The following is a 26,084-nucleotide window of genomic DNA, read 5'->3' on the forward strand; positions in this document are numbered from 1 at the left end:
CTAGTGGGAGTAGCCTAGTATCCCTCTATACCCTATTTCAGCCTAGTTCCCTCTACGCCCCCTACGCCGCCCTTCCGGCGGGTTCACGTCCGCTTCCGGAACCGCATACCCCGCGTCCCGCATGAGACGGGCGAAGAAACGCCGTGTGCTGCCCGCCTTGGCGGCCTCCTCTGCGATCAGATCCGCAAAGGCTGCCGTGACCTTGAAGTTGACCTGGGTATTGGCGGCCTCGACCGCAGGAGACGCAGGCGGCGGTTCGGGACGGATGTGGGTGACGACTGCGGCAGGCGTGTTCCGAGTGGCGTCGGAGATCTGCGCCGCCAGATCTGCGCCGCTCACACGCTTGGGCTTGAAGCTGCTCATGTAGCTAGACCCTTAGCGGGAGTACCGGGGATAGCCCCTTTGGCGGCTAGCTCCGCTATTAGGCTAGCGGCCTGTCGCCCCACCTTGCCGGAGATCGGCACCATGCCGCTGAAGGACATCTTCGCGAAGTCGGCCAGGTCGCCGAAAGACTGCTGAAGGGGGCTAATCTTCTCCTCCTGGAGGCTCTCCAGCGTGGCACGCTCTGAGAGACCCCGCGGCTTCCAACGGGTGAGGACCACGCTATAGGGAATAGACCGTCTAGCCGCCCTAGAGAGGCTACCAACCTGTTGGCTGGTCCGCATCGTCTCTAGGACACTGCCGCGGTCGGGCATGCAGGGGATAAGGACGTGGTCAGCCATGCCGATGGCGGAGGCGGCGGTCAGGTTCTCGAAGCCGGCCGTATCCACCAGGACCACGTCGTGGTTCTCCGCCAGTTCGGCCGCTAGGTCGACCACCTTAATGTGGTCCACCTCACTACGGCAGGTGAGGGGAGGGCCCTCGTAGGCCGCGGCATGCCACCCGGCGAAGCTCTGGTTCCGGTCCGCGTCGACCACGGCCACCTTAAAGCCCTGAGCCGCTAGATTGGCCGCCAGAATCATCACGGTGGTTGTCTTGGCACAGCCGCCCTTGCCTGAGGCGACCGTTAGAATATTCCCCATAGCCAGGTACCCCCTTAGACGGCAGCTAACCCCCATAGCCGCGACTTGGGGAATAGGGACATAGCGAGGGGAAGGTGGCAATGGGGATAGACGGCTAGCTGGGATAGCGACCTGTCCTTCTGCTCGCCCATTTAGAATAGAGCGTTTTGCCAGCTATCCTCGGAGAGGCCGGGCCGATCCGCTGAACGCAGACCGCTCCGAGGGTCTTTGGCTCAAACGGTAGCCGCAGTTTGTATACCGCTGCCAGTTCTCCAAGGCCGACAGACCGTAGAGCACGTCTTCCAGCATCAGCGTGGTCAAGATGGCCCGGCAGCACGTCGCGTGATCTGAGAAGCCGGCGTTATCGGTTACTAAGTCCAATCGCATCGAAAGTGCTTTACACGGATGATGTTTATGGACCATAAGGCGGCTCCCCTACCCTGAGGTCCTGACATGACACTCAACTCCGACGACGCTGCCGGCCCAGTCCGCCGCACCGTGAGCATCGACCCGACAGCGTCTGCAGCGCTGGATGCCAAAGCTGATCACCTCGGCATCCCCATCGCCGAATATCTGGCGATGGTGCTGGAGGCCAAGGCGGCGGACCTCCTAGCTGAGCAGAAGGAAAGCCTTAAGGTTGCCGAACAACTGCGTGCTGCCAATCAAACGAAGGCTGAGGCTGCTGCTATCTCTCGCGATCTGAAGGAAGAGCGTGGCGTGGAGCGCGACCACACGCTGAAGGTCTTCCAAACGATCCGAGAGCAGCATAGTGACCTTTACCGCCAGGCGATTGGCTGTGAGACGGATCGAGATGCGGGCGATCCTAAAAAGCGCCATGCGCTCAATTTGGCGCTTGGCTCAATTTCCAAGCGCGCTGCTAAGGCGAAGGTTCGGCTCCGCCCGAATGGGCTTCCTGAAAAGATCCGGAATATACAGGGTGAGTTCTGCGCCAGCGTGACCGTGCTGGAGCCTGGCGATGAGGTTGACGACAACTAAACGGCGACATCCCGGCCTTATGCTCAGAGCAAGGCAGGCCCTCCGGGACCCTGTCTTTTTCACGCCCGGAGGTGCTTGTCGGCGGAAGCGCTTAGCTACGCCCGTGAGGCCTCCGCGGCGAACACGAAGCGCGCTTGTGACGCTGCTTGGCAGGACATCGTTGGCTGGTGTGAAGTGCGCGAGATCGCATCTTTCCCGGTGGCCCCAGAGGCTGTGGGGTCCTACTTAGCCGAGCGTGCTAGCGGCAGCGGCGGCAAAGATCCGCTGAAGGTGGCTGATCTCTGGCAGTCCGTCATCCATCAGGCTTCTCCAAGGTTCGAAGGGCGGATCTCGGCTGGACCGCTCCGGCACGCATGACAGGAAGTCAACGTTGGGCTGATCAGATGCGGATCTGCCTTCCAAGCGACCTTGCTGGCCGAGGGACGCTAAGACACTGCTTAAGCGGCCTGCCGCGTGCTCTTGTTCGGCCGCCGCGTGGAGGAGCCTGCCTTCGGCTTGGTGGCGGCTGGCGCCAGGTCGCCAAGCCCCTCCAGCCGCATCGGCGGCAGCCCTTCCATCTCCACCGTCAGATATACATCCCCGCCCAAGGCCTGGATGTAGTTCCGCAGAGTGGAGACGAGCATGTCGCTACGGGCTTCGATGCGGGCGACGTTCTCCTGCTTGATCTTGAGCGCGCGGGCGACTGCGGCCTGGGTCTTGCCCATGGCCTTGCGGACATCGCGGAGGGCCATGTGCTGCGCGATCAGCTCCTCGGCCTTCGCCTCGACACGCTTGCGCCGGGCCGCAGGAAGCCGGGCCATCATCGCGTCCAGAGGGACGCCCTTTGCCTTCTCCGTCATTCCCATGTCCTCCATCGCTGCTCTGCCTTGGCGATCAACGCCCGATAGAACCGGGCCGCCGAAACGCCTGCCTTGTCGCCGCCGGCCAGCAGGACAGCGATCCGCCGCCCGTCGAATGCGAAGGCAACGCGCCACACGCCGCCGTCGGCCGAGAAGCGCAGCTCCTTAAGGTTGGCGATCCTGCTACCCTTCAGCGTGTCCACGGCGGGGCGCCCCAGGGCGGGGCCGACCTTCTCCAGGAGCCTCGCATGGGCGAGCAGGGCATCCTGCACCTCCTCTGACAGCTCGGCGAAGTCCTCGGCCATCTCGGGGTGAAAGGTGACTTGCCAAGGCATGGTGAGAATATGCGCTTGAAGGCATATGCCTTCAAGCGCATTACTTGCCGAATGTGCCGCCTGCTCCGGCGGCGGCGCCACCACGGCCCCGGTGACCCGCCTGCCGGTCAGGGCGGCGGATCGGTTTGGGGGGCCGGCAGCAGGCCGGCCTTGCGGGCACGGGCGAGGACATGCGCGACCGAGCCCGGCCGCCAGGTGGTGCCGCCCCGGGGCGTCCGCTTGCGGATCGCCTCCAGCCGCGCGCCGATCGCGCGCAGCGTCGTCCCCGGGTCGGAGCGCACAATGCCGGCCACCACGGCGAGCAGCCGGTCGGGCGCCGGGGCCGGCCGGGCCGGGGCGAGCAGCTCCCGCTCGGCCAAGCCCTCCGCTACCAGCCGCCCCACCGCCCGAACCAGCCGCTCGCCGGTCCAGCCGGGCACGCCCGCGGCGCGGCTCGCGTTGAGGTAGCGGACGACATCCTCCCAGGGCCGACCGTCCAGCCGGAGCCGCCGCACCGCTGGCAGCCACGCGTCGGCGCCGGCGATCAGCCGGGCGAGGTAGGACGCCCGGCGCGCCGCGGAGGCGGCCTGCCGTGCCGCCGGATCGCCCGCCCGCAGGCCCGGATTGCCCGGCCGGCTCCCCCGGGCGACGGCGGCGCGCATGCCGCTGCGGGTGCGCTCGCGGATGAGCGCGCGCTCGAGCTGCGCGGCAGCGCCGAGGACCTGCAGCGTGAACAGCCCCTGCGGGCTCGCGGTGTCAACCGGATCGTGCAGGCTGCGGAAGTGCACGCCGCGGGCCTGCAGGCCTTCGACCACCACCAGCAGGTGCGACAGCGAGCGGGCGAGCCGGTCGAGGAACACCACCACAAGGGTGTCGCCAGGCGAGCACCGGCCGGTCGCGGTCGCCGCCCGAGGCTTACTCTTCGGCCACCGTGCGGCAGTCGGCGGCGTGCAGCTCGTCGCGCTGCCGCGCCGTCGCCTGCTTCTCGGTGCTCACCCGCGCGTAGCCCACCAGCGCCATCCGACAGCTCTCCTCGGCTGCGGCCCGGAAGGGCGCGCCACGCGGCCGGCGTATCATGTTGCACAAGGTACGATGAACCGACCCTTCATCGGCACGTCACCACGGCTGGAACGGTGGGTCCTGCGGCGCGTTGCTCATGCGCCCACTCGTGCCATGGCGCGCTTAACTATGGCAACCCGGCCCCGCTGCCGTCCTCACGTACGCTAAGGAGGCCTTTATCGGAACCGCCATCATCCTGCTGAGGCCGCGCAATGCGTAGAGCACCGGAACTATGCCCGATGCGAGAGGCCATCACCCTGCGAAGAGGCCGCCACTGTGAGCAGCGCGACCAGGGACAGCATGGTGAGGGTGCCGGACAACAGAAGCGCGACGCGCGGCCCGCTCGCGTCCAGCACCAGCGCAAAGAGGAGCGGCGCCCCGGCCTGGAGGAGGCGTGCCGGTGCCGCCAGCAGCCCCGTCCGCAGCCCGTAGCCAGCAGGTCCGAACAGCTGGAGCGGCAGGGTGCCTCGCGCGATGGTCAGCAGGCCGTTCCCGGCGCCGTGCAGCAGCACGAAGGGGATGGCGACTACCGGACCCAGGAAGGCGAGCAGCCCCGCTCCGATGGGGTGCAGGCCCGCGGCGAGCTGGGCCGTGACGAGAGGCGACGCCTTGCGCTGCAGGGCGAACTCCGCGACCCGGGCGGCGACCTGCGCCGGGCCGACTAGGGACGCCGCGAAGATCGCCGCATTCGGCGCCGCGCCCAGGGCCTCGATGATGCGCGGCAGGTGCGTGGCCATGGCGGTGGACACGAAGGTCGTGGCGGCGAACACGGCCGCCAGGATGACGATGATCCAGGGCACACCCCCTGGTGCCGCATCGGCCGGGGCCTTAGCAGGCGTGGGCGGCGGCGCCTTGGCGACGAGGAAGCGGTTCATCGGCAGGGCCACGACCAGGTGCAGGACGCCCCAGGCGAGGCAGGCGCCGCGCCATCCCAGGGCGTCGATCATGAAGGCACTGGCAGGCCACCCGACCGTGCTGGCGAACCCGGCGAAGAGGGTGATGCCGGTGATCGCGTTGCGGGCCTCCCGCCCGTAGAGGCCGGTGACCGTGGCGAAGGCGGCCTCGTACAGGCCGAAGCCCATGCCGATCCCGATCACCGCCCAGGCGAGGGCCAGGGTGACCGGCCCGGACGCCCAGGCCAGCAGCGCCAACCCGGCCGCGAAAACGAGGTTGGAGGCGGCGAGGGCATCACGGCCACCGTAGGTGTCGATCAGCCGCCCGGCGGTCGGGCCGACCAGCCCGGAGAGCAGCAGGGCCCTGGAGAAGATCCCGAAGAACCACTCGCGGGACAGGCCCAGGGCCTCGCAGACCGGGTCGGCGAAGACAGCGGGTAGGTAGTAGGTGGAGCCCCAGGCCAGGGTCTGCGTGATGCCGAGGGTGGTGGTCACCACCCCCCGCCGGCGCCGCGCCGGCTCCGCAGTCTTCATGCGCGCTCGTACCAGCCCTTCGTCCGCGTCACGATGTGGACCACCGAGAGCATGACGGGCACCTCCACCAGGACGCCGACCACGGTCGCGAGCGCGGCGCCGCTCTCAAAGCCGAAGAGGGCGATGGCGGCCGCGACGGCCAGCTCAAAGAAGTTGGAGGCGCCGATCAGGGCCGAGGGGCCGGCGACGCTGTGCGCGGAACCGCACTGGCGGTTCAGCAGGTAGGCCAGCCCGGCGTTGAAGTAGACCTGGATCAGGATGGGCACGGCCAGCAGCAGGATCACCAGCGGCTGCGCGAGGATCTGCTCGCCCTGGAAGCCGAACAGCAGCACCAGGGTGGTCAGCAGGGCCACCAGCGACACCGGATTGATCGCCTTCAACGTGCGCTGGAGGGCGGCCTCGCCGCCGGAGGCCAGCAGCGACCGGCGCCAGAGCTGCGCCGCGACCAGGGGCAGGACGATGTAGAGCAGGACCGAGAGGAACAGGGTGTCCCAGGGCACCGTGATGGCGGACAGGCCGAGCAGCAGCCCGACCACCGGCGCGAAGGCCACCAGCATGATGGCGTCGTTCAAGGCGACTTGGCTCAGGGTGAAGTTGGCGTCTCCGTCCGTGAGGCGGGACCACACGAAGACCATGGCGGTGCAGGGCGCCGCGGCGAGCAGGATCAGCCCGGCGATGTAGCTGTCCACCTGCCCTTCGGGCAGCCAGGGCCGAAACAGGTAACCGATAAACAGCCAGCCCAGCAAGGCCATGGAGAAGGGCTTGACCAGCCAGTTGATACCGACCGTGACGGCGATCCCGCGCCAGTGCTGGGCGACCTGGCCCATGGCCGCGAAGTCCACCCGGAGCAGCATCGGGACGATCATCGCCCAGATGAGGACCGCGACGGGGATGTTGACCTGCGCCACTTCCATGCGGCCGAGCGCCCGGAACGGACCGGGCAGCAGGGCGCCGAGCGCGATGCCCGCGACGATGCAGAGGGCGACCCAAAGGGTGAGGTAGCGCTCGAAGGGGCTCATGGACGCACGGCGGCGTGCGATGGCCGCCTCGCCCTCCGAGGCCGCACTCACGCGTTGTTCCCCGGGGACACGCGGCGTCCCTGGTCGTCGATGACCTTCTCGCCGTCCTCCTTGGTGAAGGCCTCCCGCTGCGGGTGCGGCAGCAGGTCGAGGACCGCCTCGGACGGCCTGCACAGGCGCACGCCCAGCGGCGTCACCACGATGGGCCGGTTGATCAGGATCGGGTGCGCCATCATCGCGTCGAGCAGTTGGTCATCGGTCAGCGCCGGATCATCAAGGCCCAGTTCCGCGTAGGGCGTGCCCTTCTCACGCAGCACGGCGCGGACCGGGATGTCCATGCGCCGGATGAGGTCGGCCAGCACGTCCCGCGTCGGCGGGGTCTTCAGGTACTCGATGATCTCCGGCGCCTCGCCGCTGTTGCGGATCAGCGCCAGGACGTTGCGGGACGTCCCGCAGGCCGGGTTGTGGAAGATCGTGACGGTCATTCCGTAAGCTCCGGGGAGGGGCAGGCACAGGCAGCAAGGGAAGCGACCGCGGGGGTGCAGACCTCCGGGTGACCCTGGCAGCAGTCCCGCATCAGAAAGGCGATGAGGCCGGACAGGGCGTCGTAGACGGCCGAGTACCGGATCGAGCGGCCCTCCCGGCGTGACTGCACCAGCCCGGCCGCCTCGAGGTGAGTGAGATGGAAAGACAGGCGCGAGGAGGTCGCGCCCATGGCCTCGCCGATGGCACCGGCGGCCATGCCGTCCGGACCGGCCGTCACCAGCAGGCGGACGATCCGCAGGCGGGTTTCCTGGGAGAGGGCGCCGAGGGCATCGAGTGCTTGCGTTTCATTCATGACCTCTTAATATCTCAAGACACGTTGAGATGAAAGAGGCAAGATGAACGCGCCTGCTCTGCCTATGACGCTCGGCTTCCAGGAAGACGCCTCGTTCGGGGCGGTGCTGGACGCCCTGGCGCCCCACGGCTCGCGTCGCCTGGTCATCAGCTACGACGGGCGAATGGTCCAGCCGGGCTACCACGTCACCGAGGTGAAGGCCGGGTCCTTCGTTACCCTGGACTGCGGCGGCAATCCGGACGCCTGGCAGGAGACGATCCTGCAGGTGGAGGACCTGCCCGCCTCAGCCGAGAAGTCGGAGCATATGAAAGTTGGCAAGTTCCTCGCGATCCTGGAGAAGGTGGCCGCCCGGGTCAGCCTCCAGCGGGGGAGCCGGCTGACCTTCGAGGTTGGTCCGCCCAGCCGCCCCATGCAGGTCTTCGACGTCGACGCCATCAGGATCGAGGCCACCCAGGCGGTGATCGAACTTGCCCCTCGACCGGCCATCTGTAAGCCGCGGCACCGTGCGCAGCAGGAGGCGGCCAAGGCTAACGCCTGCTGCAAGCCGACGAGCGAATGTTGCTGAAACCAGCACCACCCGCCGGGAACGTCGGCTGCGACTTCCACTTTGGGGGAACCATCAGCTGACCTGCTGATGGTCGGGATGGGCGCTGAGCAGTCAATCCAGGCTCCTGATGGGCAACACCGCCGTGCGCCGGATCGCTTCGGGAGGACATTGAGGCACTTCTTCGAAGCTGCCTGGGATCGGGTTTTATCGGATTGAAGGAGGTATCATCAGGCATGGGGCAGGGGCCGCCGTTGTAGTCCTTGCTCAGTGATCGTCACGTAGGGCGGTTCGTGAAGGCCAAGCGCAGCCCGAAGCCGATGAGCAAGGTCGCGAACGTCCAGCGCTGGATGATCTGGACGATGGGATGACGGGCGATCCAGCGACCAAGGAAGCTTCCGGCGCCCGCATAAAGAAGATCGAAAGCAAGCCCGACGCAAACAAGGATGGTGCCCAGCAGGAGGAACTGGCCAGCGATCGCTCCCTGTTCAGGCTGAATGAACTGCGGCAGCAGTACCGAACAAAACAGAAGCGCCTTCGGATTGAGGAGGTTCGTCAAGAGGCCTCGAACGGCGGCTGATCGGGCAGAACTGCTTCGGGTACGCTCTTCCATGTCAGCGTCCGGTGCGCTCGACCGGCTTCTGAGGATGGCGATACCCAACCAGACGAGATAGGCCGCGCCGCACATCCGAACGGTCTCGAACACCATCGGGGCGGTTCGGAGCAGGGCCGCCAGACCAAGAGCCGCCAGCGCCACGTGCAAGGCGCGAGCAAGGGCGAAACCGGCTGCAGTCGCCAGTGCCTGTCTCCGCTCTTGCAAAGCCCCGGTTTGCAGGATCAGCACCATGTCCGGACCGGGAATGAGATAGGCGACGGCGAGCGCGCCGACGAAGATCAAGAAACTCTCCATGTCCGCCATCCACCTCCTTATGTGATGGCACGGTAAGACATGTGGGTTCGGCATGTCCTTGCGATCTGTGTTGTAGAACAGCAGACTGCTAGTAGATCGTGCCAACCTTAACACGTTAACACAGTGATTTATGCCAAAACCGAATTTGGACGATATCGATCGGCGCATTCTTGCCTCGCTGCAGCGGAGCGCCCGCCTGACCAACGTGGAGCTGGCTGCCGAAGTCGGTCTTTCGCCGTCGCCTTGCCTGCGACGGGTCGGCCTTCTGGAGAAGGCAGGCGTGATCGTCGGGTATCATGCCAGCCTCGACCGGATCGGGCTTGGGCTGGGACTGACTGTGTTCGTCGGGATCAAGGTCGAACGGCATCAGGACGAAGCGGCGGAAGCGTTCCGCAAGGCTGTGCGCGCGCTGCCGGAGGTCGTCGCCTGCCACCTCGTGTCGGGCGAGGCCGACTTCCTGCTCCAGGTCGTGGTTCCCGACCTGGCCGCCTATGAACGGCTTCTGCTGCAAACGCTCCTCAAACTGCCAGGGGTCAGGGACATCCGCAGCAACTTCGCCATTCAGACCGTGAAGGAGCAAGCCTCGCTTCCCCTCGACCATCTGCGAGGTGCCGGAGCATAGTCGAAGGATAAACAGCCACTCTCGGGCGCCTTGGACGCGAAGCTGAACGGCTTTAGTAAGTCGAAAGTTCGAAATCCTCGGTCGCGTCGCAAGCCCGATCGAAGTCGATCAGTCACGCGAGCGCCAGCCGTACCGCTTGCACCAGCGCCTCGCGGCGCTGCCACTCCACCCACATGGCCTGCAACTCGCCGATCCACACTTCGGCGCACTCACCTCGCGCCGTTGCTGAGCACCTATCGTGCTGGCTTTAGTTAACCTCGCACTGGCCGCAGCCAAGTTCGATCGGTCCTGATGCCATCTCAGGGTAGCCGTCGATCATAGCCAAAAGTCGACGGCAACTCTGTTCGAGATGGCGGTCGAGCACGTTGGCAACCGCGAGCATAAGGCCGGAGCGGGGTTGAGATGCGCCCGCATACCAGGGTGAAAGCGGCGCTGGCCCGAGACTGAAGACGCGGGCATCAAGGCTTAGGCGCTGGTCATCGAAGCCGTCGGGTAGAGGCAGGAGGACGGTCAGGCCTGCCGGGACTGCCGCCCCAATGCCTGATCGGCTGAGCGTCTCCAGGAGGCGCAGTCTTCTTTGCGCGTAAAGCCGGCGCATCCGCCGTAGATGGCGCAGGTAGTGCCCATCGCTCAAGAAGGTCGAAAGGGCGAGTTGAAGCGCGGTGTTGGGCGGCGCACTCAGCGCGGTGGCTATGTCGATGAGCCGACGCGCGAGCGGAAGCGGAGCTACGACGAAGCCGATGCCAACCATGGGCGCGATTGTCTTGCTGAACGTGCCGATATGGATGACACGCTCTGCCCCTTTTCCCGCAGCCAGGGCGCCCGGCGATCGGCCCGCCAGATGGAGTTCGGCGAGATAATCATCTTCGATGATCCATGACCCGCAAGACGATGCCCAGTGGATCAACTCCGCCCGTCGATGCTCGGCCAGCGCGACCCCACTCGGGGCCTGTTGTCCCGGCGTGACAATGGCGAGTGCTGCATGTGGTGCCCGATCGCGTCCCCACTCAACAACGAGCCCTGCGTCATCCACTGGAACGGCGACCGGATGAACTCCCGCCATGGCAAGGGCGAGCCGCGTGACAGGGTAGCCGGGGTCTTCGACCCATGCCTGCTTGCCGGCTGCTCCGATGGCGTGCAACGCGATCGAAAGGCCGCTCCGGAAGCCGGAGGTCACGATGATCTGCTCCGGTGAGCACTGGATCCCGCGGGCAATCGCGACGTGCGACGCGATTGCCGACCGCAGATCGGGCAGGCCGAGCGGATCCGTATGGCCGGTTCGTAGCGAGGCAGATTGCACGGCCTGCCGGTGCAATCTCGCCCACAGTGTTGCCGGGAACGCGTCCTGGGCCGGCACGCCCATCTGGAAGACCAGCGGCCGAGAGGAGCGATACTGGGAACCAAGCGGCTCCAGGCACTCGGCGGGCGCTTTGGCAGAACTGGCTGCCGGAGGCAACAGATCCGCAACCCGTGTTCCGGCCGAGCCAGCGGTCACCAGCAAACCCCGATCCGACAGCTTCTCATAAGCGGCCCTCACAGTTCCACGCGCAACGCCAAGCTGAGCCGCAAGATCGCGCCAGGACGGGAGACGCCCGCCCGATTGCAGCGCTCCCTCCGCTATCGCGACCTCCACATGACGTGCGATCTGATCCGCGAGTGTCGCCGGCCCTTCTCGCTCAAGCTTGAGCCGATCCGTTGTCCAGGGTGCGTCATGCTGCATCGTCCTAAGCCTGCAGGCCTGAGGTCCGACCAAACCAGCGCACCCCTTCACCCCTAAAGGCAGAGGCGCCCGTATGGGTGCTGCCACCAACCCCGGTCTGGTGGCAGCATCGGGCGAGGGACAACCAGATCACTGGGCCGGCATGGATCGCATCGATGACAACAGCCAGGGAGATTGTCACTGAATCACTCCTGCGCCTTGGGACGGGACGAGCCATCCCGAACACAGCGACGCGGAGTGGAGGCTGCGCGCGACCGGATGCCCGAAATTCGTGCGCCCTCGCGTGCTGTCTGCCGGTCGGCAAACCAGGCCTGAACCTGCTTGCCAAAGCCAGGAGGCTGGCCCTTCTCGGCGACTACGGTCATGAGCGATGCGAGGCTGGTCTTCGCCAGTTCGGCGCGCATCGCCTTCTCCGCCCGGATCATCACGGCGTGGATGCCGCAGACGCCGCGGGTCGACCATTCGGGTGGACTGCCTTCGAACATGGCGCAACGGCCCCGTATCTCGCGACAAGCGAACAACGGCTTGGGGCCTTCCACAGCGTCAACCACCTCGAGAACGCTGATCTGCTCAGGCGGTCGGGCAAGGCGGTAGCCTCCTCGTATGCCGCCGCTAGCCTCAAGGATCCCGGCCTTCTCCAACTGCGGGAGAATCTTCTTCATGAACGCCGGTGAGACACCCTGCATGTCCGCGAGGTCGCGACCACTCGGCGGATGCGCAAGCGGGACTGCCGTCCAAAGAAGGCAATGCAGAGCGTACTCAACGCCGGCTCCAATATGACTCATAACGGTGACCATATTAGTAACCGATAGAGCCGACAAGTCAGATCTTGCCGTGGGCGGCCGAGCAGGCTTGGTCGCACCTGTAGTCGGGCGGCTGTCTTGTTTGCGCCAACGGAACGGAGAGCTTCGGCACCAGACAGATTGATCGCCGTCCTAAGGGCATGGGCGATCGACTATGGCGTTCTTGGCGGAAGGATAGGCGAGGCCGACTCCTGGGTTGTTTGACCCTCGCGGCACGTCCCTTAACAGGTACGACCTTCACTACACTTGCCGCAGTGCCCTGACGTCGGAGCGAGCAGACTCAACTCCCGAACGACCCGAGCAGATCGGAGGAACTAGTCCACCAAGCCATTGAGCTTGGCAAACGGATCGTTGGCCGGGTCGTTGTTCCAGTGGTACTCGGCGCCATCGGCGACCCTCTGGGCTCTTTCGCGCCCGTACAACCTCTCGATCATTGCCAGGGCCATGTCGGTGCCAGCGGAAATGCCCGAGGACGTGAAGTACTTGCCGTCCTCGACCCAACGCGCTTGGCGCACCCACTGGACGTTGGATCCTTGACCTACCACCCAACGGAACGCCCGCTTGTTGGTGGTCGCGCGCGCGCCATCCAGCAGCCCGGTCTGTGCTAGCAGCGCAGCCCCCGTGCAGATGGACGCAACGTGCGGTGTTGCCAAGGCCGTCGACTTGATCGCTTCGATAAGGCGCATATTGCCGACTTCACGACGCGTCCCGGCACCGCCGGGGACCATGAAAACATCTAGCTTCTTCGCCTGCTCCAGGGTGGCGTCCACCATGATGGCCGGACCGGCGCTGCTGACGACCGGACCGGCGCGTTCGCCCAGAATGATGATGCAGACTTGATCGCGCAGGTTTCCGAACATCTCAAGTGGGCCGAAGACGTCGAGCAGCTGGAAGCCGTCGAACACCAGCATCCCGAGGATCGTCTTGCCGTCCCCTTGCAGGCCGGCGCCGGCCGACACCGCCGCCCTTGCATCCGTGCCGTGTAACGACGCCAGCATCGGAGCCGCCAGCCCCATGCCGACCATCACCGATCGCCGGGAGGCCCCACGGTCTTTCGCTTCTTCACTCATCGATCTTCTCCGATCATGGTCAGGTCCAAGGTCGCCAATGCTGCTTGCCTCGCCGAAGCGAGTTGGGTCTCGTTCAGAAAGGCCGTGGCCTGGACGGGCAGGAACTGCAGGGCCATCAGCCCGACGCAGGCGAAGGCGGCCGACAGATACGGTGTCAGAAAGTCAGGCTGGTTAGCCTTCTCGCCGGCAAAGACGCCCCCGGAGGAGATGCCGATGAGAACAGGGCGGTCACGCAGCATCCCCACCTTGCCCTGGGGCGTGGGCATGATCGTACGGCCGACCCGCAGGAGCTGGTCGATCCACGCCTTCAGGACGGAGGGAATTGTGAAGTTGTTCATGGGTGTCCCAAGGACGATAATATCGGCGGCCTCAACCTCTCGGATCAGGGCTTCGGAAAGGTCCATGGCGTTGCTCGACGCAGCCGCCATCAAGGCCGCTGGCGATGCCAGAGCAGCGGCGTAGTCAGAAGTTAGATGGGGCAGGGGCTCAGCACCCAGGTCGCGCCGAACGATGTTGGCAGCAGGTGCAAGAGCGAGGACCTTCTCCATGATCTCCGCCGACAATCGGCGGCTATGTGATACCGGGCGAGGGCTGCAATCGATGTGTAGGATGTTCATGAGCGTGCCCCCGTTCCCAACGGCTTGATGAAACCGATGGCGAGGTCCGTCATTCCTTCGCGCTTGTAGAATCGTTGTGCTTCGATATTCCCCGCAGCGGTGTCGAGGACGAGGCGCCTGCAGAACTCGTCCCGACCGATCGCGCTCAGCTCTGCCAGCAGGCCTGCTCCGAGGCCCTCTCCCCTCCGCCTCTCATCCGTGATGAGGTCGTCCACGTAGAGGAAGTGGCCGTGGATCAGATTGTCCATCATCCGGTACCCAGCGACGGCAACCACCTGATCGCCGTCCCAGGCGGCGAGGACGCGATAGCCGTCGCACGCCATTTCCGATGCGCGATCGATCCACTCCTCGACATCGTCGAGGGCGGGGCGCAGTTGCACGATGACCGCAAAGCACGCCACCAACTCCTCGGGACTATGCGCGTGGCGAAAGGTGATGGCGGGCGGCTGCGCGGATGGATGCTCGATCATGGCGCCTCGTAAGCAATCGGTCTTGATGAAATACAGCCCGCGTTGCTCCTGCCGAAGAACCAGGAAGCTCCTTGCCGAATGGACCAAGCAGGCCGATGCCGCCTCCATACTGCCAGTCGCATCGATCTGTTCAGTTCCAGGCAGAAGATCCAGGCCGTGTCTTGGATGCGCGAGCCTGCAGTGTGGCTTACACGTCCGCGGTGATCCCGGGCCGTCCGGCGGCCAGTGCGGTTTCGCGATCAGCCTTGGGCGGGTAGATGAAGGTCGAGTTGATCTGCTGCTTGACTGGCTTCGCGGCACTACCGCTCAGAGTGACCTTACGATCCCAGCCTTCACAGAACACCGCACCCCACGGCCCAAGGTCGAGGCAGGTCACGTAACGCTCCTGCGAGTAGGGGAGGGCAGGTCGGTGGAGCAGGTCAGCAGCGGCATTGTGCCCGGAGAACCTGCCGAGCGGCATGGCATGCTGGCAGCACATCAAGGTCTGGTGGCCAAGACCGTCGGTCATGGCGCAAGCCGCATCGCCGGTGGCGAAGATTGCGGGATGGCCGGGCACGCGCAGGTCGGCATCGACCACCAGCCGACCCAGGGCATCACGAGGAGCATCGATTTGCTCCGTCAGCGGCGATGCCCTCAATCCGCCTGTCCACACAACGGTGGAGCTTGCGATACGAGCACCATCATCAAGGGTGACGCCGCCGGCATCGACGCTCACGATCGACCGGCCAAGGATCAGTTCGATGCCGAGGGAACGGAGTGCTTCCTCAATGACGGGTCGCGGACCAGGCCCGAGGTCCGGTCCGATGTCGGAGGCACGCTCCACGATGATCACTCGTATGTCGGCCTTCTCGCCGAGGACAGAGCGTAGGCGCGCAGGCATTTCGGCTGCCGTTTCAATACCCGTGAACCCACCGCCTGCGACGACGACGGTGTCACGCTCGGCAGAGCGCGGCCGATCTGCGAGGCTATGAACATGCTGCCAAAGTTCATCCGCTTCATCGCGCTGATCCACGCTGAAGGCATGTTCGTCAAGCCCAGAGATCGGTGGGCTGACAACGCGGCTGCCCGCTGCGAGAACCAACCTGTCATAGAGCAGAGTATCTTGTTCGCCGGACGGGAGATCGACCGTGATCGTCGATCTCTTCGTGTCAATCCTGCGCACGAATCCACTCACGAAGCGCACATTCGTGACGTCGAACAGCGCTTTGAGTGGCGCACTCATCTGTAGCGGATCAGCCTCATACAGTCGCGGCCGAATGCTCAGCACCGGCTCTGGCGCAACTAGCAGAATGTCGATCTCGTCATCGGAACCACATTCGGCACGTAGCTTGGCGGCGCTGAGCGCTGACATGGTGCCGGCGAAGCCTGCACCAATGATGACGATAGTCTTTGACATGGTAGTCTCCTTCTTCGACAAGGGGGGCACACCTCTCTCTCGCAGATTGTGCGAGGTCAGGGGTGCGATTAAGTGCCGTGATCAGGCTTCCACGAAGTTCGGCGCGTGCTTTGCTGCTGCAAAGATCCGGCCGGCGTAGTGCGGGTCAGAAGTGTGGATCCAGGATGGCGCAACCCTTCTGGACACAGCCTATGGCCGCTCGCCTCTCGTCAGTTCCATCAACGATGCCCAGGCGGCCCGACCGAGCCGGAAGCTGGCCAAAGTCGGATCGAAGCTCGACATGTGCTCGCCAGTGAAAGTGATCATCATGGATCTCATGACGCTGGCTGTACGCGCCCACCCTCTGAAGCGGTAGGACCAGGAGATCAGCGAATGGCTGTACCACGGGCGAGATGATGCTCAGCCGGGTAATGGATGCGCGACAAAGTAGCGATGAGCTGATGCCTGAGCATGCTTTGGAAGCCCGGGTACGTGGTACATCCGGATCAACCGTTCTTGGTCCTTCTGGTTGGTTTGCGGATCGGCGATGCACCACATGAAACAAGCGGAAGGACCAGTACAAGCATGCGGATCGACTATATGGCGGCGGCTCCCGTCGGAGTGCAGGCACTTGGTGGCGTATACGGGTACATCATGCAATCCGGGTTGGACACATTGCTGGTCGAAATGGTTAATCTGCGCGTCTCGCAGATCAACGGCTGCGCCTACTGCCTGGCACTGCATTCGGCTGCGCTCACCCGTAGGGGAGTCAGCAATGAGAAGCTTGCTCTCGTTCAGGCTTGGTCTGAAGCGGAGGACCACTTCGACGCGCGTGAACGCGCCGCGTTGCGATGGGCAGAAACCGTGACACTCGTCGCGCAGACCAGAGTTCCGGACGAGGAATTTGGGGCAGTCTCGGAGTTTTTCTCCGAGAAGGAGGTTGTCGATCTGACAATCGCCGTCGGGCTCATGAACAGCTTCAACCGGCTTGCAATCAGCCTGCGCCGTCCGCCGGGCAGAGCCATCGCGCGGTGATTAAATCCGATCTTAGCTCTCTTTCCTGGGCGCCAGCCTAACGCCGCTCATGCCGGTCGATCACCTCTCAAGCTTTCTAGCCAATCCCGATCAGTCCCCTCTGAAGGAGCTGCAGTCAATAATCACGGCCATCATTGAAAGGTTCGACAGATCGACACCATGCTTCGGGCTATCCAAGAACGCTACCAGGTGGGCGAACTGCCTTCGTGAGAAAGTACGGTTTCGCCTTATCGAGGGAGTACCGGCTCATCTACGAGGGCTTTGCTTATCACTCGAAGGCGATCATCGGTGTCGCCGTTAAGTATCGAAACTCCTCGGCGGCAGCCCTGAAGGCGGCGGAGTTCTCTGGTGACGCAGCCATGGTGCAGCAAGCCTTTGGAGGAAAGCTATTGGCTCATTCTGCCGCCGGGTCCCACACGGCCAGCAGCGCTCGACCTCTGCCACTGGCTGATGGATGAAATCACCACGGAACCGCCGTGTCGATGGCGCGCATAGCAAATCGACTGCAGCAGGACCTAGAGCATGTCGGTGAGGATGGCGTTGAAGGTGTCAGCAGCTTCATACGCGACCCAATGTCCTGCCTGAGGGATGACCCGCACATCGGCGTTGGGACGAATTGAACGAATAAGATCCACTCGATCGGCCACATAGGGGTAAGCCACTGCGTCACGTTCGCCGAAGATGGCGTGCACAGGCACCCTGATGGATGGAAGCGCTTCGCGCACAGCGGCATCCGACACGATGTTCCGGCTTCGGAAGCGCGCGTGATCGCTGTTCCAGGCCTGGATCTCGAGGGCTAGCTCGTCGATGGCGGCTGGATCAGCGAGCATCAGGCTGGCGAGGTTTGTGCGGTGCGCCGCCACGCGGTCCGGTCCTGCGCGGTCCCGTATGGACACCAGGGGAGTTTCCGAGCGTCGTAACCCGAGCGCTCCAGGTCCGGCAAGGACAACCTTCTGCAGCCCCGCGGCGGAACGAGCCGCGATGTGCGACGCGATCACCGCACCGAACGAGAAACCTACCAGATCATAGCTGCCGCCGGGTTTCACCTGCATGGCGATGCCCTCTGCAAGAATGTCAGCGAGGCCCCAGAGGTCTGTTCCTTCAGGCGGCAGATCAGATTCGCCCAGGCCCGGTGTGTCGGGGGCAAGGACGCGCCAACTGTGGGACAAGAACTGGATATTCCGGGCCCAATGCCGCCAGGATCCGGCGCCGCCATGCAGCAAGATCAGAGGCTTTCCTTCGCCCCACTCGTGCCAGACCAGCCGGCCAGTGCCGCACGGGGTTTCTGATCGTCGGGAACTGGCTTCAAGGGTCTTGAGGATGGGATGCATGGATGAGAGTGGGCCTTCGTTAAGATGCTACGAGCCTGCTTCTAGGCGGCATCGTCGGCCAAGAAAATCTGTCGGAATTGAGCAGGATGGTGGAGGCTGCCGGCAACATATGGCGCCACCAGCCATGCAGAGCCTCAGGCATCACTGCCTCGTAGCGCGGCACCAGCGTCTCGGCCTGTGCGTCGTACCAGGACATCGGCCGAGTATCGCCGCCGGCTACCGACCCTGCCAAGCCAGCGATGGAGAGCGTCGCCCTAGCGGCAGAGGCTCTCGCAGGGAATGCCGTCGCGATCCCCATCCAGCCGGCTCAGTCCGCATTGCTGCAGGTGAAAGCGGGCCTCGGCGCAGCTGGTCATCTCGCGGCAGTAGCGCTTGGTGCCGCAGCTGAAGCCCGCCGCATCCATGGCCGCCGATGCTTGAGGCCTGGGCGATAGCACCGGCTGCCCGCCGCGTTGCTGCCGGCGCCAGGCCCAGGGCGGCACCCTTTCCGCTTCGGGCAGCGCCCAGAGCCCCCGCCGGGCCTGCCGGGCCTCTTCCTCTACGGCCAGCAGGGAGCGGTCGCGTAGGTACTGCCGGTACACCCATGCATGACCCTGCCGCACCATCTCGGCATTGGCGTCGAGCCGGCCGACCCGCACCATGCCGACCGTGCGGCCATAGCGGTCGGTGTCCATCACCAGGACGACCACCGATCTGCGGAACACCAGATCGGCCAGCGCCTGCCGCGCCCGGCTGCCCCAGGGTTGGCCAGCCTCAGGGGCATCGATCTGCGCCAAGCGCACCCGCACCTGCTGCCGGTCCGGCGTCAGCAGGGTCAGCGTGTCGCCATCGGCGACGCCCACCGCCTCGCCGCGCAGCTCGGCGGCCAGAACAGGAGCGGCGAGGTGCAGAAGAAGCAGGGGAAGGAGGAAGCCAAGAACGCGCATGGGGCAGGGTAGGCCAGGAGGTGTCACCGGAATGCGAACCGCCCGGCGGATTTCTCCGGCCGGGCGGTGTTGCTGCAGGCTCCCTCTACACCGGCCCGGAGGCTGGTGGCGATCCAATTAGGGTCTGTTCTCGCTTAGGGCGCTTGGCGCCGCCGCAGTGAGATCCTTGTACCAGGCGCCGGTTACCGGCTGGTTAAAGCAGCACAGAAAAACTGGAGCATCGACAGGATCTGCCACACCCTGGATCAGCACCGCGTGGTGCGACATGAAGCACGGCATGCTGTCCGCCAGTCCGACCGACACCGATCTCGAAGCCATGGCCGCCGCCCTGGAGGCCAGCGGCCGCTACCAGGTGCTGCGGCGGGTCGAGCCGCAGTCGCCGCTGGAGATCTCACCCGGCACGCCGACGCGCCTCGGCCTGGTGCTGGACCTGGAAACCACGGGCCTCGATCCGGCTGAGGACGAGATCATCGAGCTGGCCCTGCTGCCCTTCACCTACGGGCTGGACGGCACGCTCTACAGCGTAGGCGAGCCGTTCAGCCGGCTGCGCCAGCCGACGCGGCCGATCCCGCCGGCGGTGACCGCGCTGACCGGCATCACCGACGCGGTGGTGGCCGGGCAGCGCATCCAGCCGGAGGAGGTGGCCGCCTTTGTCGCGCCGGCGGCGCTGGTGATCGCGCACAATGCCGGCTTCGACCGGCGCTTCGCCGAGCGCTTCTGCCCCGCCTTCGCCGACAAACCCTGGGCCTGCTCGATGCGGGAGGTGGACTGGGCCGGGGAGGGGTTCGAGGGCACAAGGCTGGCCTACCTCGCCATGCGCTGCGGGCTGTTCTTCGGCGGGCACCGGGCCGAGCATGACTGCCAGGCCACGCTGGCCATCCTGGCACGGCCGCTGCCGCGCTCCAACCGCACCGGCCTTGCCAGCCTGCTGGAGAACGCCCGGCAGCCTTCCTGGCGGATCTGGGCGGTGGACGCGCCCTTCGAGCAGAAGGACCGCCTCAAGGCGCGCGGCTACCGCTGGAACGGCGAGGCGACGGCGCAGGAACCCCGGGCCTGGAGCACCGAGGTGGACGAAGCCTCCCACGAGGCCGAGTTGCGCTTCCTGCGGGAGGAGGTTTATGGCCGCGCGGTGGAGGTGCCGACGCAGCGGCTGACGGCGCGGGAGCGCTATTCCGGGCGCGGCTGACCCGCCATCCCTTCAGCAGCAGGATCCTGCATGGCCGAACTGACCCCCGAAGACCGGCTCGCGGCGGAAGCCCGCGGCTGCCGCTTCCTCGCCGCCACGCCGCAGCAGGTGGCCACGATGGCGATGCAGCGACGGGTGTTCTGGGTGGAGGGGCAGGCCTGGCTGGCGATGCGGCGGGACGGCTTCTTCGAGACGGCGGCGACCTTGCAGCGCCTGCTCAGGGAGCCGCTGCCGGAGCCGGCCCAGGAGGCCGAGGCCGCCGTCGCCGCACCAGGCCAGCCGGAAACGCCGCCCGTCGAGGCAGCCCCTGCGCCTGAGGCGCTGATCGCAGCCACCAAGCCGCCGGCCGCCGATCCGGCAGAACGGGTGAAGCTTCGCCAGAAGCCACGCCCAGCCGCCTCTGCGACCCTGGCCCGTGCCGGCCATGCCGGGCCGGAGGCGAGGGACGCCGCGGCCCTGGCCGAGACGGCGCGGCTGGTCTGCGCCTGCCTGTCCGGCCGCTCCATGGCCTGGCAGGAACTCGACGCCCTGATCCGCGGCACCCACCAGGCGGTGCTCAGGATGAGGTCTCGATAGAAGCCCGGCCAAGGCCGCCCGGCGCCCTCCGGGGTCTGAACGCAGAAAGCCCCATGATCTCCTCGGGAGATCATGGGGCTGCTGTTGCGCCGTCTCAGTGGAGGCGCGGGTACGGGCGGGCGGTCGGCAACGCAGGCACGGCCCGGCGCGAGCGGAGTTGCGGCTGGGGCCGCTGCGCCAGCACGGCCGCCTGGAAGGCGCGGAACTGCGGCACGCGGGCGAACCTGGCCAGGTAGCCGCCGCCCGTCATCTCGCCATGGCAGGCGATGCAGATCAGCCAGCCATTCTCGGGGCGGTTCAGGCTTCGATGAAAGAAGTGGTCGAACTCCGCCCCGGCAAGTGGCCGCCCGGCCTCGTCGAGCACCGGCCCCTGGCCGCAGCAGGGGCAGTGGCCGGCGAACGGCGTTGCCCGCACCGCCTGGACGATGGTCGCCTGGCTGCGGGCAGAGAAGCTGCGCCGTTGACCGAGCAGGAGATCCTGCGCGGAAAGCTGCAGGAACATCAGGTCGGCGGCATGCCGGTCGAGCACGTCGAACCGGCGGTGCAGCGCCTGAAGAAGCTGGACAAGGTGACTCTCGAACGCCGCCCGTTGCGGGCGGAGGCGCCGTCGCGACCGTTCCATGGCGGTGCGCACCACAGTGTCGCACCACAGGTGAAAGGCGGTCGATAGGAAGCGGCCATAGCCGAGAGCCAGATGCCAGTGAGCCCAGGTTTCGTCGGCCGGGCTGCGCACCGTGGCCACCAGGCCGTCGGTGTCGAGGTCGATGCCGGTCAGGGGGGCATCGACCGTTGCTGGCCCGCAGCGGTCCGGCAGGTGCCGGTCGGCATGCCTGCGGAAGCGCTGTGTGTCCTCGAGGGCGAGCCAGTCGGCCGGCCGGCGGTTGCTGGGGAAGCCCGCGGCTTTCCACATGTCGGTCAGGTTCAGCATCGCGCCGCGTCGGCGGATGCTGTGGCCCTGGTAGTCCAGGGTCTGGGTGAAGGCCATGATGAGCTCCAACACGGTTTCGGCCTTGCTCAAGGGACCGCAACAGTCGGCTCAGGAGCTGCCGAGACAGGTTGGAGACAGCAGGTCGCACAGGATGCGCTCAGGACAGGACGGGGTTGGTCGAGCGATCCACGGGATCCTGCGGCAGAGGAAAACAGTGATCGTGGAAGTGTGGCGGTCATCCAGGACAGGATGATCTACATTCCTTATTTAGTCTTTCTCGGATCATTATTCAAGTATTCGGAAGCATTTTGTTTATTGACCGGTCGTTTTTTTATATAATTACTTTCTGAGATCTATCCTTGAGTGACCATTCATATCGGCTCTGCGCCAAACCATGCTGGGTGGCAGCCACCAGGATCAGCGGTCCGGCTCTTCCGGCCATGGGGTGATCAGATCGACCGGAGTGACCTGGAGCGCCTGCGCGATCTCGAACAGGGTCACCACGGTGGGGTTCCGCAGCCCACGTTCCAGGCCACTCAGATACTGCTGGCTCAGGCCCGAAAGCTCTTCGACCTGCTCCTGGGTCAGTCCCTTCTCGCGCCGGATGCGCGCGAAATTCCGACCGACCAGGCGACGCATGTCCATGCGCCCTGCATTGGCGAGAGTTCTACCAGAAGTTTATCAACTATAGTATGTAATGACTGTTCTGCCGCTTCCTCTCCGGACCCGCAGGTCCGCGCGTTCACCTTCTGACCAAGGGCTCATCATGCTGCAGTGGCTGAAGCACACCTCGCGCGACGCGGCGCAGGGCGTGCGGGATTATGGCGAGGCGGCGATGAACGAGACGCGGCTGCGGATCGCCGTGACCGGGCTGAGCCGCGCCGGCAAGACGGTCTTCATCACCTCCCTGGTGCACAACCTGCTGGCCCTGCCGCGGTATGACACCCTGCCGCAGCTGAGCCGGCAACTGCGCTCCGCCGCCGGCGAGCACCGGTTGGACGCGGTGCGGGTGCTGCCGCCCGGCAGCGACGACGTGGCCGCCTTCGACTACGGAGAAAAGCTCGCCGAGCTGGCGGCGGCGCAGCCCGCCTGGCCGCCGCGCACGGAAGGCTTCGCCGTGCTCGGCCTCGACCTGCTGCTGAAACGCACGGGCCTGCTCAGCAAGGTGGAAGCCTTCAAGCACCGCCGGGTGCGGCTGGAGCTGATGGACTACCCGGGGGAATGGCTGCTCGACCTGCCACTGCTGGAGCAGAGCTACGCGGTCTGGTCGCGCGAGACACTGGCGCTGCTGCGGCAATCCCCGCGCGCCGAGGCCTGTGCCGGCTTCCTGGCGCTGCTGCCCGACCTCGATCCGAACAGGAAGGCCGACCACGCGCTGCTGCGTCAGGCGCATGCCCTGTACCGCGAGGGGCTGATGGCCTGCCGCACGCGATACGGCCTGCGCTTTCTGCAGCCCGGCCGCTTTGTCTGCCCCGGGCCCGGCGCCGAAACCCCGCTGCTGTGGTTCGCGCCGCTCGAGGATCCCGGCGAACGCCCGGCCAAGGGCAGCGCCGCGGCGCTGATGCGCGACCGCTTCGAGGCCTACAAGGCCGACATGCGGCAGCGCTTCTTCGACACCCACTTCACCGCCTTCGACCGGCAGGTGGTGCTGGTCGACGTGCTGGGCGCGCTGCATGCCGGGCGCGCCGCCTTTGAAGACACCGAGAAGGCGCTGGCCGCCATCGGCACCGCGCTGCGCGGCGAGGCGGGGCTGCTGTCCCGCTCGCTCGGCGGCCTCGCCGGCGGGTCCTTGCGTCGCTCCGCGCCCGGGCGCGTCGCCTTTGTGGCGACCAAGGCCGACCACGTGCCCGAACTGCGCCGCGACAATCTGCGCCACCTGCTGCGCACCCTGGTGCAGGGCGACGGCGCCCCGCCCCGCGCCGGGCACGGCTTCCACGTCGCCGCCTCGGTGCTGGCCACGGTGGACGGCACGGCGCAGCGCGATGGGCGGTCGATCGAGGTGGTGCGCGGCGTACCGCTGGGCGAGATGGTGCCGCGCGCCTTCGACCCGGGCGAGGTGCCGTCCTCGCGGCCGCGGCCGGGCTTCTGGAACGAGCGCTTCTTCGAGCTGCCGGTGTTCGCGCCGCCACGCATCGTGGCGGATGGCAGCCACGGCATCCCGCACCTGAACCTCGACGCGGTGCTGGCCGAGTTGCTGGAGGGCGCACTGTGACGCCGCGCGGGCCGGGCTTCCTGGGGAACGGGGTGGAGGCGCCGGAAACCGCGTCCCATCCGTCGCTGGCGGCCGCCCTGCCGGGTGGACCGAGGTTGCTGGAGGCCGACGGCGTGCTGCCGGAGGGGCGCATCGACACCGGCTGGAACCCGGAGGGCTTCGCGGCACCCCGGCGGCGTGGCCACGCCCCCACCCTGCTCGCCGCCGGCTTGGCCGTGCTGCTGCTCGGCTGGCTGGTTCTGGCCGGCCTCGGCTTTGTGCAGGCGCGCTTCCGCGACGGGGCGGCCTTGGGCTGGCTGACGGTGGGGGTGCTCGGCGGCGGCCTTTGGCTGGTCCTGGCGGGGCTGTGGGGCGAGTGGCGGGCTTGGCGGCGGCTGCGGCAGGTGGACGCCCTGCGGCGGCTCCTGGCGCGGCCTGACGCCGCCCTGGAGCAGGTTCAGGACGGCTGCCGCGCCTGGCTGGGGGAGATCGGCGCCGCGCTGCCGGACGGCCCCGCCGCCATCCGGGCGGTGGAATGCTCAACCAGCCTGCCGCAGCTGCGCGCGGTGCTGCGGCGGCAGGTGGCGGAGCCGCTGCGCCAGGCCACCCGGGCCGCCGGCCGGCGCGCCGCGCTGCAGGGCGGTGTGCTGGTGGCGATCTCGCCCTCGCCGGCGCTGGACGGCGTCCTGGCGGGGCTGCGCGGCCTGTCGCTGATGCGGCAGGTGGCGGCGCTGCACGGGCTGCGGCCGAACCTGGCGGTGACGCTGGCCCTGCTGCGGCGGGTGGTGGGGACAGCCGCCGGAACGGCGGGGATCGACCTGCTGGCGCAGGTCGCGGTTGAGCGCCTGCTGACCGACACGCCGGGGCTGCGCCAGCTGGCCGCGATCCTGCCGGGTGCCAGCGCCACGGCGCTGCGCCTGTGCCGCCTCGCCGATGTCACGGCGGCGGCCTGCTGCCCGCTCGAGCCCGAGGCTGGATAGCCCGGCGCTTAGCGGAACGGCGTCGCCGACCCATGCGAGCGACGGACCGAGCGGGCTGACCTGTTCAGCGTCACCCGGTCAGGCGCGGCACCTCCTGGCAGAGCGGCTGCAGGTCCTGGACTTCCGGCATCACTGTGCCGTCGCTGAGCCGGCATCGAGCCAGGGAGAGCCGGGGCAGCAGGTCATCCTCATCGCCTTCCCCTCATCCTCGCGCAGCACCCGTTATCGTCGCCGGGATGTTGTGAGGGGTGCCCGGGTTCCGGTCTTGATTTCCCGGACCCGCCAGAACTGCGCCTGAGGCCGCGACGGCCTTCTCAGCAACATCCCCCACGCGACGCTGCTCCTGCTGACCTCCCGGCTCGGCCCGTGACCTCCTGGCCCGTCATCCCCGCTGCCCCAGCCAAGGGCCGGCGGCCGCAGCATCCGCCGAAACGCGGAAAGCCCGATGGCCTCACGCGGAGACCATGGCGCTGATGGCCCGACTGCGAGCCGAGAAGGTCCACAAGTCACCGGGCAGAACGCCCAGAACCTCCAGCTCATGATGCGGGGCATCCGCTCCCTCGACGAGATCCGGGCGGACATGGGTGATGAACCCCTGGGCCTGGGGCACATCATGTTCGGGGTCGGCCCCCTCGGCTTCATGTCCGTCGCCGATATGCGCCGCTGCATCGAGCAGGGCCTGACCATGCCCCAGAACCCGATGATGCCCCCGGAGATGGGCGGCATGCCCGGCGCCCCAGGGATGATGCCCGGCCAGCAGGACCCCGGCAGCCAGGCTGGCCTGATCGACATGCTCTCCGGCGTCCCGCCCGAGCTGCTCCGCACCGTGGGACTGGATGACCAGGGCAGTCTCCTCGACCCCACGGGGGATGAAGACCTCGAGGCCGAGGAGGCCATCCCCGGGGGAGCCCATCCCGAAGTGACCCGCACCCTCCAGGAAGTGGAAGCTCGCCTTGGTATCACCGACGATGACGCTCTCTGAGCTGGAAACCTGGATCGTCCTGTTTCGCGGGGCCATCGGGGACCTCACCACCGAGATCGCGGCCCTCGAAGCCACGGACGCGATCTGGCTCGATGCGGTGGTCACTCTCCCAGGGGGACGGCAGATCACCCATCCCCTGCTCCGCACAGAGGTGATCTCCACCCTGGAACGGACGCTCTCCCGGTACCGTTCAGCCCTGGAGGCGGCAGACCCCGATGCCTGACATCCATGAAGGGCTGAGCAAGGCCCTGGACCTCGCCACAGGTGTCCTCACCAAGCGGGTGCGGACACCTGAGCGTGGGGTGCGGACAGGGTGCGGACACCG

At 66.5% G+C, this 26,084-nt stretch carries 31 protein-coding genes; 10 read left to right on the top strand and 21 right to left on the bottom strand.

What is annotated here, in order from left to right; translation table 11 throughout:
- Nucleotides 1–42: 42 nt before the first annotated feature.
- Nucleotides 43–363, bottom strand: coding sequence for a hypothetical protein (locus ACFOD4_RS19170; protein WP_379599041.1), 321 nt, complete (start codon nucleotides 361–363; stop codon nucleotides 43–45).
- On the bottom strand, nucleotides 360–1,022 hold the full coding sequence (locus ACFOD4_RS19175) for a ParA family protein (protein WP_379599043.1): 663 nt from the start codon (nucleotides 1,020–1,022) through the stop codon (nucleotides 360–362). The genes ACFOD4_RS19170 and ACFOD4_RS19175 overlap by 4 nt, the downstream gene beginning before the upstream one ends.
- A 432-nt stretch (nucleotides 1,023–1,454) precedes the next feature.
- On the opposite strand from ACFOD4_RS19175, the gene ACFOD4_RS19180 reads away from it, so the two are divergent.
- Entirely contained in the window at nucleotides 1,455–1,997 is a 543-nt protein-coding gene (locus tag ACFOD4_RS19180; protein WP_379599044.1) for a hypothetical protein, read from the top strand.
- 437 nt (nucleotides 1,998–2,434) lie between these two features.
- Here the strand turns inward: ACFOD4_RS19180 and ACFOD4_RS19185 are convergent, their stop codons facing one another.
- From ACFOD4_RS19185 to ACFOD4_RS19220, 8 genes are all read right to left on the bottom strand, one after another.
- Nucleotides 2,435–2,836, bottom strand: coding sequence for a helix-turn-helix domain-containing protein (locus tag ACFOD4_RS19185; RefSeq protein ID WP_379599045.1), 402 nt, complete (start codon nucleotides 2,834–2,836; stop codon nucleotides 2,435–2,437).
- Nucleotides 2,833–3,171: a type II toxin-antitoxin system RelE/ParE family toxin gene (locus tag ACFOD4_RS19190; protein WP_379599046.1), complete on the bottom strand. Its 339-nt coding sequence runs from the start codon at nucleotides 3,169–3,171 to the stop codon at nucleotides 2,833–2,835. Before ACFOD4_RS19190 ends, ACFOD4_RS19185 begins: the two co-directional genes overlap by 4 nt.
- Before the next feature lie 107 nt (nucleotides 3,172–3,278).
- Nucleotides 3,279–4,016, bottom strand: coding sequence for a recombinase family protein (locus ACFOD4_RS19195; RefSeq protein ID WP_379599048.1), 738 nt, complete (start codon nucleotides 4,014–4,016; stop codon nucleotides 3,279–3,281).
- A gap of 49 nt (nucleotides 4,017–4,065) precedes the next feature.
- The gene (locus ACFOD4_RS19200; protein ID WP_379599050.1) at nucleotides 4,066–4,170 is read right to left on the bottom strand and encodes a recombinase family protein; all 105 of its coding nucleotides are present in this window, start codon (nucleotides 4,168–4,170) and stop codon (nucleotides 4,066–4,068) included.
- A gap of 269 nt (nucleotides 4,171–4,439) precedes the next feature.
- The gene (locus tag ACFOD4_RS19205) at nucleotides 4,440–5,636 is read right to left on the bottom strand and encodes an MFS transporter (RefSeq protein WP_379599051.1); all 1,197 of its coding nucleotides are present in this window, start codon (nucleotides 5,634–5,636) and stop codon (nucleotides 4,440–4,442) included.
- A complete protein-coding gene (arsB, locus tag ACFOD4_RS19210; RefSeq protein ID WP_456316913.1) occupies nucleotides 5,633–6,706 on the bottom strand; it encodes an ACR3 family arsenite efflux transporter in 1,074 nt (357 codons plus the stop codon). The genes ACFOD4_RS19205 and arsB overlap by 4 nt, the downstream gene beginning before the upstream one ends.
- Nucleotides 6,703–7,140, bottom strand: a complete 438-nt coding sequence (gene arsC / locus ACFOD4_RS19215) for an arsenate reductase (glutaredoxin) (protein ID WP_379599053.1) — start codon at nucleotides 7,138–7,140, stop codon at nucleotides 6,703–6,705. Before arsC ends, arsB begins: the two co-directional genes overlap by 4 nt.
- Nucleotides 7,137–7,493 carry an ArsR/SmtB family transcription factor gene (locus ACFOD4_RS19220; RefSeq protein ID WP_379599055.1) on the bottom strand — a complete coding sequence of 119 codons (357 nt, stop codon included), beginning with the start codon at nucleotides 7,491–7,493 and terminating at the stop codon, nucleotides 7,137–7,139. Before ACFOD4_RS19220 ends, arsC begins: the two co-directional genes overlap by 4 nt.
- Nucleotides 7,494–7,536: 43 nt before the next feature.
- Between ACFOD4_RS19220 and ACFOD4_RS19225 the strand changes: the two genes are divergently transcribed.
- The gene (locus tag ACFOD4_RS19225) at nucleotides 7,537–8,058 is read left to right on the top strand and encodes a DUF6428 family protein (RefSeq protein WP_379599057.1); all 522 of its coding nucleotides are present in this window, start codon (nucleotides 7,537–7,539) and stop codon (nucleotides 8,056–8,058) included.
- Between the two features lie 256 nt (nucleotides 8,059–8,314).
- Here the strand turns inward: ACFOD4_RS19225 and ACFOD4_RS19230 are convergent, their stop codons facing one another.
- The gene (locus ACFOD4_RS19230) at nucleotides 8,315–8,956 is read right to left on the bottom strand and encodes a LysE family translocator (protein WP_379599059.1); all 642 of its coding nucleotides are present in this window, start codon (nucleotides 8,954–8,956) and stop codon (nucleotides 8,315–8,317) included.
- Nucleotides 8,957–9,092: 136 nt separating this feature from the next.
- Between ACFOD4_RS19230 and ACFOD4_RS19235 the strand changes: the two genes are divergently transcribed.
- A complete protein-coding gene (locus ACFOD4_RS19235; RefSeq protein WP_379599061.1) occupies nucleotides 9,093–9,569 on the top strand; it encodes an Lrp/AsnC family transcriptional regulator in 477 nt (158 codons plus the stop codon).
- Nucleotides 9,570–9,816: 247 nt separating this feature from the next.
- On the opposite strand, the gene pdxR is transcribed toward ACFOD4_RS19235, so the two are convergent.
- The 6 genes from pdxR to ACFOD4_RS19265 all read right to left on the bottom strand — a co-directional run bounded on the left by pdxR (nucleotide 9,817) and on the right by ACFOD4_RS19265 (nucleotide 15,645).
- Complete coding sequence (gene pdxR / locus ACFOD4_RS19240) at nucleotides 9,817–11,289, bottom strand: MocR-like pyridoxine biosynthesis transcription factor PdxR (RefSeq protein WP_379599063.1); 1,473 nt, start codon at nucleotides 11,287–11,289, stop codon at nucleotides 9,817–9,819.
- A gap of 185 nt (nucleotides 11,290–11,474) precedes the next feature.
- Entirely contained in the window at nucleotides 11,475–12,086 is a 612-nt protein-coding gene (locus ACFOD4_RS19245; protein WP_379599124.1) for an RrF2 family transcriptional regulator, read from the bottom strand.
- Nucleotides 12,087–12,406: 320 nt separating this feature from the next.
- Nucleotides 12,407–13,162 carry a DJ-1/PfpI family protein gene (locus ACFOD4_RS19250; RefSeq protein WP_379599065.1) on the bottom strand — a complete coding sequence of 252 codons (756 nt, stop codon included), beginning with the start codon at nucleotides 13,160–13,162 and terminating at the stop codon, nucleotides 12,407–12,409.
- Nucleotides 13,159–13,779, bottom strand: coding sequence for an FMN-dependent NADH-azoreductase (locus tag ACFOD4_RS19255; RefSeq protein ID WP_379599067.1), 621 nt, complete (start codon nucleotides 13,777–13,779; stop codon nucleotides 13,159–13,161). The genes ACFOD4_RS19250 and ACFOD4_RS19255 overlap by 4 nt, the downstream gene beginning before the upstream one ends.
- A complete protein-coding gene (locus ACFOD4_RS19260; protein WP_379599069.1) occupies nucleotides 13,776–14,249 on the bottom strand; it encodes a GNAT family N-acetyltransferase in 474 nt (157 codons plus the stop codon). Before ACFOD4_RS19260 ends, ACFOD4_RS19255 begins: the two co-directional genes overlap by 4 nt.
- 187 nt (nucleotides 14,250–14,436) lie before the next feature.
- On the bottom strand, nucleotides 14,437–15,645 hold the full coding sequence (locus tag ACFOD4_RS19265) for an NAD(P)/FAD-dependent oxidoreductase (protein ID WP_379599071.1): 1,209 nt from the start codon (nucleotides 15,643–15,645) through the stop codon (nucleotides 14,437–14,439).
- 564 nt (nucleotides 15,646–16,209) lie between these two features.
- Between ACFOD4_RS19265 and ACFOD4_RS19270 the strand changes: the two genes are divergently transcribed.
- Nucleotides 16,210–16,659, top strand: a complete 450-nt coding sequence (locus ACFOD4_RS19270) for a carboxymuconolactone decarboxylase family protein (RefSeq protein WP_379599073.1) — start codon at nucleotides 16,210–16,212, stop codon at nucleotides 16,657–16,659.
- 515 nt (nucleotides 16,660–17,174) lie between these two features.
- Here ACFOD4_RS19270 and ACFOD4_RS19275 read toward each other — a convergent pair.
- Nucleotides 17,175–17,990: an alpha/beta fold hydrolase gene (locus ACFOD4_RS19275; RefSeq protein WP_379599074.1), complete on the bottom strand. Its 816-nt coding sequence runs from the start codon at nucleotides 17,988–17,990 to the stop codon at nucleotides 17,175–17,177.
- Between the two features lie 254 nt (nucleotides 17,991–18,244).
- Entirely contained in the window at nucleotides 18,245–18,916 is a 672-nt protein-coding gene (locus tag ACFOD4_RS19280; protein WP_379599076.1) for a thermonuclease family protein, read from the bottom strand.
- Between the two features lie 277 nt (nucleotides 18,917–19,193).
- On the opposite strand from ACFOD4_RS19280, the gene ACFOD4_RS19285 reads away from it, so the two are divergent.
- On the top strand, nucleotides 19,194–20,102 hold the full coding sequence (locus ACFOD4_RS19285; protein WP_379599077.1) for a 3'-5' exonuclease: 909 nt from the start codon (nucleotides 19,194–19,196) through the stop codon (nucleotides 20,100–20,102).
- A gap of 30 nt (nucleotides 20,103–20,132) precedes the next feature.
- The gene (locus ACFOD4_RS19290) at nucleotides 20,133–20,678 is read left to right on the top strand and encodes a hypothetical protein (RefSeq protein WP_379599079.1); all 546 of its coding nucleotides are present in this window, start codon (nucleotides 20,133–20,135) and stop codon (nucleotides 20,676–20,678) included.
- 94 nt (nucleotides 20,679–20,772) lie between these two features.
- On the opposite strand, the gene ACFOD4_RS19295 is transcribed toward ACFOD4_RS19290, so the two are convergent.
- The gene (locus tag ACFOD4_RS19295; protein WP_379599080.1) at nucleotides 20,773–21,663 is read right to left on the bottom strand and encodes a KilA-N domain-containing protein; all 891 of its coding nucleotides are present in this window, start codon (nucleotides 21,661–21,663) and stop codon (nucleotides 20,773–20,775) included.
- A 360-nt stretch (nucleotides 21,664–22,023) separates the two neighbouring features.
- On the bottom strand, nucleotides 22,024–22,251 hold the full coding sequence (locus ACFOD4_RS19300; RefSeq protein ID WP_379599082.1) for a helix-turn-helix domain-containing protein: 228 nt from the start codon (nucleotides 22,249–22,251) through the stop codon (nucleotides 22,024–22,026).
- Nucleotides 22,252–22,372: 121 nt separating this feature from the next.
- Between ACFOD4_RS19300 and ACFOD4_RS19305 the strand changes: the two genes are divergently transcribed.
- The 4 genes from ACFOD4_RS19305 to ACFOD4_RS19320 all read left to right on the top strand — a co-directional run bounded on the left by ACFOD4_RS19305 (nucleotide 22,373) and on the right by ACFOD4_RS19320 (nucleotide 25,982).
- Nucleotides 22,373–23,818: a YcjX family protein gene (locus ACFOD4_RS19305; RefSeq protein WP_379599084.1), complete on the top strand. Its 1,446-nt coding sequence runs from the start codon at nucleotides 22,373–22,375 to the stop codon at nucleotides 23,816–23,818.
- Nucleotides 23,815–24,777 carry a DUF697 domain-containing protein gene (locus ACFOD4_RS19310; RefSeq protein ID WP_379599086.1) on the top strand — a complete coding sequence of 321 codons (963 nt, stop codon included), beginning with the start codon at nucleotides 23,815–23,817 and terminating at the stop codon, nucleotides 24,775–24,777. Before ACFOD4_RS19305 ends, ACFOD4_RS19310 begins: the two co-directional genes overlap by 4 nt.
- 445 nt (nucleotides 24,778–25,222) lie before the next feature.
- Nucleotides 25,223–25,759 carry a hypothetical protein gene (locus ACFOD4_RS19315; RefSeq protein ID WP_379599088.1) on the top strand — a complete coding sequence of 179 codons (537 nt, stop codon included), beginning with the start codon at nucleotides 25,223–25,225 and terminating at the stop codon, nucleotides 25,757–25,759.
- A complete protein-coding gene (locus tag ACFOD4_RS19320; RefSeq protein ID WP_379599090.1) occupies nucleotides 25,746–25,982 on the top strand; it encodes a hypothetical protein in 237 nt (78 codons plus the stop codon). Before ACFOD4_RS19315 ends, ACFOD4_RS19320 begins: the two co-directional genes overlap by 14 nt.
- The last annotated feature ends 102 nt before the right edge of the window (nucleotides 25,983–26,084 follow it).

The sequence above is a fragment of the Teichococcus globiformis genome (genome assembly GCF_042646265.1).
Classification (GTDB): domain Bacteria; phylum Pseudomonadota; class Alphaproteobacteria; order Acetobacterales; family Acetobacteraceae; genus Pseudoroseomonas; species Pseudoroseomonas globiformis.